The sequence below is a fragment of the Saccharopolyspora terrae genome (genome assembly GCF_004348435.1).
Lineage (GTDB): Bacteria > Actinomycetota > Actinomycetes > Mycobacteriales > Pseudonocardiaceae > Saccharopolyspora > Saccharopolyspora endophytica.
The window spans coordinates 21,627-29,494 of the sequence record NZ_SMKS01000070.1 but is presented as its reverse complement, the minus strand read 5'-3'; the positions used below and the strand labels follow the sequence as shown (position 1 = coordinate 29,494).

General features: G+C 69.6%; 7 protein-coding genes. 6 read left to right on the top strand and 1 reads right to left on the bottom strand.

Going from position 1 to position 7,868, the window contains the following annotated elements:
* From E1181_RS26595 to E1181_RS26575, 5 genes are all read left to right on the top strand, one after another.
* On the top strand, nucleotides 1-687 hold a 687-nt coding region (locus E1181_RS26595), incomplete at its 5' end, for a Bug family tripartite tricarboxylate transporter substrate binding protein (RefSeq protein ID WP_132678900.1).
* Nucleotides 684-1,220 (top strand): tripartite tricarboxylate transporter TctB family protein, encoded by a 537-nt coding sequence (locus E1181_RS26590; RefSeq protein ID WP_132678898.1) that lies wholly within the window; start codon nucleotides 684-686, stop codon nucleotides 1,218-1,220. The genes E1181_RS26595 and E1181_RS26590, both read left to right, overlap by 4 nt.
* Before the next feature lie 3 nt (nucleotides 1,221-1,223).
* Complete coding sequence (locus tag E1181_RS26585; RefSeq protein ID WP_132678897.1) at nucleotides 1,224-2,750, top strand: tripartite tricarboxylate transporter permease; 1,527 nt, start codon at nucleotides 1,224-1,226, stop codon at nucleotides 2,748-2,750.
* 235 nt (nucleotides 2,751-2,985) lie between these two features.
* Complete coding sequence (locus tag E1181_RS26580; protein WP_132678895.1) at nucleotides 2,986-3,747, top strand: MerR family transcriptional regulator; 762 nt, start codon at nucleotides 2,986-2,988, stop codon at nucleotides 3,745-3,747.
* A 226-nt stretch (nucleotides 3,748-3,973) separates the two neighbouring features.
* Nucleotides 3,974-4,168, top strand: coding sequence for a DUF397 domain-containing protein (locus E1181_RS26575; protein ID WP_132678894.1), 195 nt, complete (start codon nucleotides 3,974-3,976; stop codon nucleotides 4,166-4,168).
* A gap of 56 nt (nucleotides 4,169-4,224) precedes the next feature.
* Here E1181_RS26575 and E1181_RS26570 read toward each other — a convergent pair whose 3' ends face one another.
* Nucleotides 4,225-6,636, bottom strand: coding sequence for a Tex family protein (locus E1181_RS26570; RefSeq protein ID WP_132678892.1), 2,412 nt, complete (start codon nucleotides 6,634-6,636; stop codon nucleotides 4,225-4,227).
* Nucleotides 6,637-6,864: 228 nt separating this feature from the next.
* On the opposite strand from E1181_RS26570, the gene E1181_RS26565 reads away from it, so the two are divergent.
* Nucleotides 6,865-7,863, top strand: coding sequence for a Bug family tripartite tricarboxylate transporter substrate binding protein (locus tag E1181_RS26565; protein WP_132678890.1), 999 nt, complete (start codon nucleotides 6,865-6,867; stop codon nucleotides 7,861-7,863).
* The last annotated feature ends 5 nt before the right edge of the window (nucleotides 7,864-7,868 follow it).

Here is a 7,868-nt window from a genome sequence, read left to right as displayed (position 1 = left end):
GGGTTGGGCGTGGTCGGCAGCGTCTACACCAACCACTCGCCGGTGTCGTTGCAGGACACCACCCCGATCGCCAAGCTCGTCGAGGAATCCGACGTGATCGTGGTCGGCAAGGACTCGAAGTACCAGAACCTCGACCAGCTCATCGACGACTGGAAGGCCCGCCCCGGCGAGGTCCCGGTCGGCGGCGGCTCGTCCCCGGGCGGGCCGGACCACCTGGCCCCGATGCTCATGGCCAAGGCCATCGGCCTGGCCCCCAAGCAGGTCAACTACGTGCCCTTCGACGGCGGTGGCGAGCTGCTCGCCTCGGTGCTCGGCGGCAAGGTGGCCTTCGGCGTCTCCGGCATCGGCGAGTACCGCGACCAGATCGAAGCCGGTGAACTGCGCGTGCTGGCGGTGACCGGTCCGGAGCGCCTGCCCGGTGTCGACGCGCCGACGCTGCTGGAGTCCGGTGTGGACGTCAACTTCACCAACTGGCGCGGCGTCGTCGCCCCGCCGGGGATGAACGAACGCGACCGCGCCAAGCTCGTGTCGCTGTTCGAGCGCCTCAACGCGACCCCCGAGTGGAAGGAAGCGTTGCAGCGCAACGGCTGGACCGAGGCGTACCAGCCGGGACCGCAGTTCGGTGAGTTCCTGGCGCAGGAGAACGACCGGGTGGCCACGGTGCTCAAGGAGTTGGGGCTGGCATGACCGAAACCGCGACCAAGACCCCCGAAACCGAAGGCACCAAGCGGAACTGGCTGCGCGAGCACTCCGAGCTGGGAATCTGCGTGCTGCTGGCGCTGCTGGGCGTGCTGGTGCTCTCCGACGCCGCGTCGATCTCGACGGACTTCACCCAGCGCGGACCCGTCGGGCCCAAGACCGTGCCGTTCCTCATCGGCGGCCTGCTGCTGCTCGTCTCGGTGCTGCTGGCCCGCGACGTGCTGCGCGGCGGGCACGGCGAGTCCGAAACCGGTGAGGACGTGGACCTCTCGGCACCCAGCGACTGGCGGACCGTCCTGCTGCTGTCGGCGTCGTTCCTGGCCAACGCGGTGCTGATCAACGTCATCGGCTTCCCGCTGTCCGGGATGATCCTGTTCTGGGGCTGCGCGTACGCGCTGGGCAGCCGCAACGCGGTGCGGGATCCGCTGCTGGCGGCCGTGCTGTCGGTGGTGACCTACTTCGTGTTCAACAACCTGCTCGGTGTCCCCCTGCCCGGCGGCCCGCTGATGGGGGTGCTGTAACAGATGGAATCGCTGAACCTCCTGCTCGACGGTTTCGCCACCGCGCTGACCCCGATGAACCTGGTGTGGGCGGCGCTCGGCGTGCTGCTGGGCACCGCGATCGGCGTCCTGCCCGGCATCGGACCGGCGATGGCGGTGGCGCTGCTGCTGCCCGTCACCTACGCGTTGGAGCCGACGAGCGCGTTCATCATGTTCGCCGGCATCTACTTCGGCGGCATGTTCGGCGGGTCGACGACGTCGATCCTGCTGAACACGCCGGGTGAGAGCTTCTCGGTGATCGCGGCGCTGGAAGGAAACCCGATGGCCCGCAAGGGTCGTGGCGCGCAGGCGCTCGCGACCGCGGCCGTCGGGCACTTCATCGGCGCGATCATCGGTCTGACCCTGCTGGTGCTGCTGGCGCCGACCGTGGCCTCGCTGGCGGTGGACATCGGTGCGCCGGACTACCTCGCGATCACCGTGCTGGCGTTCATCGCGATCACCTCGGTGCTGGGCAAGTCGCGGATCCGCGGCTTCGCGTCGCTGCTGATCGGTCTGACGATCGGGATCATCGGCCTGGACGAGATGACGGGCCAGCAGCGGCTGACCTTCGGTCTGCTGCACCTGTCCGACGGCATCGACGTCGTCATCGTCGCGGTGGGCCTGTTCGCCATCGGCGAGTCGCTGTGGGTCGCCGCGCACCTGCGCCGCAGCAACGCCGCGCCGATCCCGGTCGGCCGCGCCCTGCTGTCCGGTTCGGACGTGCGGCGCACCTGGAAGCCGTGGCTGCGCGGCCCGTTCATCGGGTTCCCGTTCGGCGCGATTCCGGCCGGTGGCGCGGAGATCCCGACGTTCCTGTCCTATGTGGCCGAACGGCGGTTGTCCAAGCACCGCGAGGAGTTCGGCAAGGGCGCGATCGAGGGCGTGGCCGGTCCGGAGGCCGCGGCGAGCGCGTCGGCGGCGGGCACCATGGTCTCGATGCTGACGCTGGGCCTGCCGACCACGGCGGTGGCCGCGGTCATGCTGGCGGCCTTCCAGCAGTACGGCATCCAGCCCGGTCCGCTGCTGTTCGCGCGCGAGTCCGAGCTCGTCTGGGCGCTGATCGCGAGCATGTTCATCGGTTCGGTGCTGCTGTTGGTGCTGAACCTGCCGCTGGCGCCGGTCTGGGCGAAGCTGCTGCAGATCCCGCGGCCGTACCTGTACGCAGGCATCCTGTTCTTCGCCAGCGTCGGTGCGTACGCGGTCGGCGGTGAGCCGATGGACCTGCTGCTGCTGTTCGTGATCGGCCTGATCGGCTTCGCCATGCGCCGCTACGGCCTGCCGGTCCTGCCCGCGATCATCGCGGTGATCCTCGGGCCGACGTCGGAGCAGCAGATGCGCCGGGCGCTGCAGATCAGCGACGGGAGCCTCAGCGGCCTGGTCAACACGCCGTTCTCGATCACGGTCTACTGCATCGTCGCGGTGATCCTCGTCTGGCCCTTGCTGGCTCGCCTCCTGCCCAAGCGCGAGGCGAACCTCCAGGAACCCCAGGAGGGGGAGAAGGTGGACGTCTAACCCCCGAAGACGCCACCTCCTCCGTGGCCCGGTCGAACGCGAGCGTTCGGCCGGGCCACTTCGTGATCTCGCTGCTGGAACGCGGTGTCGAGCGCACGGCTCCCATTCGGCCGCACAACCCCGACAGGTCCGCGGCGACGAACACCGCCGCAGCGGAATTCTTCCGCTGTGCGACCGAATGTGCGCAGGGCACGGGCATCGGCGAGCCTTGCGCGGAGTTACTACACTGTGCGAGGTGGTGGACTATCGGATCGACGACCTCGCCCGGACCGCGGGAACGACGGTGCGCAACGTGCGCGTCTACCAGGACCGCGATCTCCTGCCACCGCCGCGCAAGGAGGGGCGCACGGCGATCTACTCCGATGCGCACCTGACCCGGCTCAAGCTGATCATCAGCATGCTGGAGCGCGGGTACGCGTTCGCCCAGATCAAGGAGATGCTCGGCGCCTGGGAGTCCGGGCGCAGCCTCGGCGAGGTGCTCGGTCTGGAGGAGGCCGTCGCCGACCGCACCTGGGCGATGGAGGAAACGCGATCGGTGACGCTGGGGGAGCTGCGCAAGAAGTTCGGCTCGCAGGTCACCCCGAGCGCGATCAAGCGCGTCATCGCCCTGGGGATCCTGGAGCGGCGCGGACGCGGCTTCGTCACCACGAGTCCGCTGCTCTACGACGCGGCCGCCGAGATGGTCGCCCTCGGCATTCCGCTCGACGACACGCTGACGATCGCCGAGGACATGCTGAGGAAGGTCGACGGGCTCGGCGACGACCTCGCCGACCTGGTCCGCAGGCACGTCGTCACGCGCGTGTCGACCGCGGAGGAGGCGACGCCCTTCTACAGCGACGTCATCGACCGGCTCCGGCCGCTGGTGTTCAACGCGCTGCAGGCCGCGGCGATCCGTTCCGCGGAACGGCTGATCCCCGCCGTCGTCGGCGAGCGCATGGCCGATGTCATGGCCCAGGGCAGCGTCCCGGAGGGCAGCCGGGAGGCGGCGAAGAGCTGAGCGGCCCGGATGCCGCTCGCACTCCCCGTTCTCCGCTCCAGTGTGGACGTAGTCCGCGTCACAAGATCGGTTCAGTTCGCGGCTCCGACGGCTCGCGACGTCGTTCGGTCCCGAGGAAGTGGCCATATGCCGGAACCCGACGTCTACCCTTCTTGGACTGGTGATCGGTCCGTGTGAGACAACGGATTTTGGTCGCGATCCTCGATGAGCTGGAAGGCGCGAGAACATGACAGCGAACCCGGCCGGTTGGCGAGCTTCGTCGCGGTCTCAGAACGTGAGTTCCCGCGTCGAGGTCCGTACTTCGAGATTCGGTGTTGCGGTGCGGAATTCGGCGCACCGCCAGGACGGCCACCTCACCGCTTCGGCCGAGCAGTGGAGATCGTTCGTGACGGCGGTCAAGGCCGGGCGTTTCGACCGGTGACGTGCGAAGGGGCCCCTCCGAAGCGATTCGGAGGGGCCCCTTTGAGAACTCCGGCGTCAGTTCTTGCCGAAACCCGCCTTGCGCAGGGCGTCTGCCATCGCGCCGCTGGGTGCGTCGTTGCGCTGACGGCCTCCGCCACCGCGGTTCTGCTTGCCGCCGCCGTTGCGGTTGCCACCGCCACCGCCACCGCCGCGGTTGCCGCCTCCACCGTTCCCGCCGCCGTTGCGCGGGGCGTTGCCCCGGCCTCCGCCGGTGCGCGCGCCCTGCTCGGCGCGCTCGGGCTTGCCGCCCTTGCCCGGCTCGTCGTCGAGCCGCAGCGTCAGCGAGATCCGCTTGCGCGGGATGTCGACGTCGAGGACCTTGACGCGGACGATGTCGCCGGACTTGACCACGTCGTGCGGGTCGTTGACGAAGTTCTTCGACATCGCCGAGACGTGCACCAGACCGTCTTGGTGCACACCGACGTCCACGAACGCGCCGAAGGCGGCGACGTTGGTGACCACGCCCTCCAGCGTCATGCCCTGCTGGAGGTCGGCGATCTTCTCCACGCCTTCGGCGAAGGTCGCGGTCTTGAACTCCGGACGCGGGTCGCGGCCCGGTTTGTCGAGCTCGGAGAGGATGTCGCTGACCGTCGGCAGACCGAACTGCTCGTCCACGAAGTCCTGCGGGCTCAGCTGCCCCAGCAGCTTCGCGTTGCCGATCAACCCGTCGATCTCGCTCTGGGTGCGCTCCAGGATCCGGTGCACGACCGGGTACGCCTCGGGGTGCACCGCGGAGGAGTCCAGCGGGTCGTCGCCGCCGGGGATCCGCAGGAAGCCGGCGCACTGCTCGAACGCCTTCGGCCCCAGCCGGGCCACGTCCTTGAGCGCCTTGCGGTTGCGGAAGGGGCCATTGCCGTCGCGGTGACCGACGATGTTCTCCGCGAGGGTCTCGCTGATGCCGGAAACTCGGGTCAGCAGCGGAGCCGACGCGGTGTTGACGTCCACGCCGACGGCGTTCACGCAGTCCTCGACCACCGCGTCCAGCGAGCGCGACAGCTTCGACTCCGAGACGTCGTGCTGGTATTGGCCGACGCCGATCGACTTCGGGTCGATCTTGACCAGCTCGGCCAGCGGGTCCTGCAACCGGCGGGCGATGGAGACCGCGCCGCGCAGCGACACGTCCATGTCCGGCAGCTCCCGCGAGGCGTAGGCGGAGGCCGAGTAGACCGACGCGCCCGCCTCGGAGACCGAGACCTTGCTGAGCCCCAGCTCCGGGTGCTTGCCGATCAGCTCACCGGCCAGCTTGTCGGTCTCGCGCGAGGCGGTGCCGTTGCCGATGGCGATCAGGTCGACGTCGTGCTGCTGGGCGAGGGCGGCCAGCTTGGCCAGCGCCTGGTCCCACTGCCGCTGCGGCTGGTGCGGGAAGATCGTGTCGGTGGCCACGACCTTGCCGGTGCCGTCGACGATCGCGACCTTGACGCCGGTGCGGTAGCCCGGGTCCAGGCCCATCGTGGCGCGGGAACCGGCCGGGGCGGCCAGCAGCAGGTCGCGCAGGTTCGCCGCGAACACCCGCACCGCCTCGTCCTCGGCGTGCTGGCGCAGCCGCAGCCGCAGGTCCACGCTCAGCCGGGTCAGGATCCGCGTGCGCCAGGCCCAGCGGACCACGTCTGAGAGCCACTTGTCGGCCGGGCGGCCCTGCGCGGAGATGTTGAACTGCTGGGCGATCCGCAGCTCGTAGGAGGTCGGGCCCTCGACCGGCGTGCCGTCGTCGGGCTCCAGCGAGAGCTCCAGCGCGTCCTCGTTCTCACCGCGGAACAGCGCCAGGATGCGGTGCGAGGGCAGCGCGGTGAAGGGCTCGTCGAACTCGAAGTAGTCGGCGAACTTCGCACCCTCCTCCTCCTTGCCCTCGCGGACCTTGGAGACGACCCGGCCGCGGGTCCACACCTGCTCGCGCAGCTCACCGATCAGGTCGGCGTCCTCGGAGAAGCGCTCCACGAGGATCGAGCGGGCGCCGTCCAGCGCGGCCTGGGTGTCGGCGACGCCCTTGTCGGCGTCCACGAAACCCTCGGCGGTGGTCTGCGGATCGTTGCTCGGATCCGCCAGCAGCTGGTCGGCGAGGGGCTCCAGACCAGCCTCGATGGCGATCTGGGCCTTGGTGCGCCGCTTGGGCTTGTAGGGGAGGTAGATGTCCTCCAGCCGCGCCTTGGAATCGGCGGCGTTGATCTGGGTTTCGAGCTCGTCGCTGAGCTTGCCCTGCGAGCGGATCGACTCCAGCACCGTGGCGCGCCGCTCTTCGAGCTCGCGCAGGTAGCGCAGCCGTTCTTCGAGCGTGCGCAGCTGGGCGTCGTCGAGCGCCCCGGTCACTTCCTTCCGGTAGCGCGCGATGAAGGGCACGGTCGACCCGCCGTCGAGCAACTCGACAGCAGAGGCCACCTGGCCTTCGCGGACCCCGAGCTCCTCGGCGATCTTCTGATGAACAGTCGTCACGTTTCCTGGTTCCGCCTTCTCTGCGATCTTCGCCAGATCCGATCGAGCATTGTGCCCGAAGGGACACCAGCGCAACCGTGCCACTCGGCTCGGCGTGTCGGGTCGGCCGGGGTGCCCCGACGATCCGTTGAGGCGTGCCGATTTCGAGATCCTGTGACCCTTGTCTCAGGCGCGGACGGAACTGTATACAGTTGTGGACAGTCTGCTCGGCGTTGAACGAGGCGAACAATGCGGCACTCTCCGACGAAGGTGATCCCGTGGGTGGTGGCGGTGCTGCTCACCGGAGCGGTGGTCGCCACCGCCCCGGCCGAGCAGCGGCACGGCAGCCCCGTGGCGCAGGTGCTCGGCGACCGGCAGTTGCGGTTGATGGCACCGGCCGCGCCCGGCGGCGGCTGGGACCAGACGGCGCGCGAGATGCAGAGCTCGTTGCAGGACAGCGTGGGCCGCACCGAGGTCTACAACGTCACCGGCGCGGGCGGGACGGTCGGGCTCAGCCAGTTCGTCCGATACCGAGGTGATCCGGCCCAGCTGATGGTGACCGGGCTGATCATGGTCGGCGCCGTCAAGGCCAACGACTCACCGGTCTCGCTCGACGACACCACACCGCTGATCCGGCTGACCACCGACGCCGAAGTCATCGCGGTGCCGAAGGATTCGCCGATCCGGTCGCTGTCGGACCTCACCACCCGGATGCGGGGCGATCTTCGCGCGGTGTCCATCGCGGGCGGATCGGCCGGGGGAGCCGAGCACATCCTCGCCGGCATGCTCGCCCAGGCCGTCGGTGCCGATCCGGCGCAGCTGTCCTACGTCGCGCACTCCGGTGGCGGTGAACTGCTCAGCACCGCGCTGTCCGGGCGGGCCACCGTCGCGATCTCCGGGGTCTCCGAGCTCGAACCGCAGATCACCTCCGGGCAGATGCGGGCGCTGGCGGTCTCCAGCGCGCAGCGGGCGCCGACGCTGCCCGACGTGCCGACGCTCCACGAGAGCGGCCTGGACGTGGAACTGGACAACTGGCGCGGAGTCGTCGCGCCGAAGGGCATTTCCGCTGAGCAGGAACGGGCTTTGGAGCAGGCGCTGCTGGAGATGACCCGGTCGCCGAAGTGGCGCGAGACGCTGGCCGAAGAGGGCTGGGGCGACGCGACCCTCGGCGGCCCGGAGTTCGAGACCTTCCTCCGCGCCGAGCAGGACCGCGTGTCCGACGTGCTCGGCAAGATCGGGTTGGGGTGATGGCC

Excerpts from the sequence above, each read along its gene's own strand:
- E1181_RS26590 (WP_132678898.1), top strand. The coding sequence starts at position 684 with ATGACCGAAACCGCGACCAAGACCCCCGAAACCGAAGGCACCAAGCGG.
- E1181_RS26585 (WP_132678897.1), top strand. The coding sequence starts at position 1,224 with ATGGAATCGCTGAACCTCCTGCTCGACGGTTTCGCCACCGCGCTGACC.
- E1181_RS26575 (WP_132678894.1), top strand. The coding sequence starts at position 3,974 with ATGACAGCGAACCCGGCCGGTTGGCGAGCTTCGTCGCGGTCTCAGAAC.
- E1181_RS26565 (WP_132678890.1), top strand. The coding sequence starts at position 6,865 with ATGCGGCACTCTCCGACGAAGGTGATCCCGTGGGTGGTGGCGGTGCTG.